The sequence below is a fragment of the Amycolatopsis ruanii genome (genome assembly GCF_003385175.1).
Taxonomy (GTDB): domain Bacteria; phylum Actinomycetota; class Actinomycetes; order Mycobacteriales; family Pseudonocardiaceae; genus Amycolatopsis_E; species Amycolatopsis_E thermalba.
Window position 1 is genome coordinate 1 of the sequence record NZ_PQHY01000168.1, and the last position, 1125, is coordinate 1125.

Consider the following 1125-nt stretch of genomic DNA (forward strand, 5'->3'; position numbering starts at 1 on the left):
GCTAGCTGTATGAGGCCGTGACATTGGTGACGCCGGTGTGGAGCCGGGTCGCGGGTGGCTGATCTCCGGCAGCAGTGTGTGGTCGATGGTAGTTGTAGTGGATGTTCCAGATCGCTAACGCCTCGGTGCGTTCCTGCTCGCTGGTCCAGACCCGGGCGTAGAGGAACTCTTCGGCCAGGATCCGGTTGTAGCGCTCGACCTTGCCGTTGTGGCGTGGGGTGTAGGGCGTGATCCGCTGGTGGCGGGCGCCGCGTAGGACGGTGGCGAAGTCGCGGGCGCGGTAACAGGAGCCGTTGTCGGTGACCAGGCGGTGGATGTGGGTGAAGCCGTGGCGGGCGAAGAACGCCCGCGCGCGGTGGACGAACCCGATCGCCGTGCGGGCCTTCTCGTCGGGCAGGGCTTCGGTGTAGGCCAGGCGGGAGTAGCCGTCGATGGCGGAGTGCAGGTAGGTGTAGCGGGCCCGCTGACCGCGGGTCTTGCCGCGGGCGACCAGACGGTCCTGGTCGCTGCCCTTGCCGTGGACGCGCCAGCCGCCGCCGTCGGGGATCTGGCCGGTCTTCTTCACATCCAGGTGGACCATGTGCCCGGGCCAGCGGGCGATGATCCGCTGGGGCGCCCGGTTGGTGGCGCCGGTGGGATCGAGGAACCGGCGCCGGTTGAGACCCAGCTGCAGCAGGTGGCGGCCGACGGTGCGAACCGAGATGGTCACGCCTTCGGCGGCCAGCTCGGTGGCGATGCGACGGGCGGACCATTTCCGCTGTCGCCGTAGCTGCTCGATCCGGGCCACGACCTCGGCTGGGGTGGCGGTGGGATGGCGGTGCGGCACGCTCGGGCGGTCGAGCAGACCGGTCTCACCGTAGCGGCGCCAGCGGTTGACCCACTTGGAGGCGCATTGCCGCGAGATGCCCATCTCGGCGGCGACATGGGCGATCGGGCGGGTCTGGCAACGCTGCACGAGCCGGCGACGGCCCTCGACGGACAGCGGGGCATTACGGTGGTGCATGGACGGGTCTTTCTCTCGGCGGATGAGTGGGTCGCACTTCTCATCCTGCCGCCGAAAGACCCGTCCCCTCGTCTCAAGCCCCCGCAGCCGACACCAACGTCATGACCCGCAACAGCTAGCTG

Annotated in this window: 1 protein-coding gene; it reads right to left on the reverse strand. The window is 69.2% G+C overall.

Annotation, left to right across the window (positions count from 1 at the left end):
* Position 1 precedes the first annotated feature (1 nt).
* On the reverse strand, positions 2–1003 hold the full coding sequence (locus tag D0D28_RS35415; RefSeq protein WP_115945108.1) for an IS481 family transposase: 1002 nt from the start codon (positions 1001–1003) through the stop codon (positions 2–4).
* Positions 1004–1125 lie beyond the last annotated feature (122 nt).

What these genes read in the sequence shown, in the direction of transcription:
- D0D28_RS35415 (WP_115945108.1), bottom strand. Translation starts at nt 1,003, where the DNA reads ATGCACCACCGTAATGCCCCGCTGTCCGTCGAGGGCCGTCGCCGGCTC.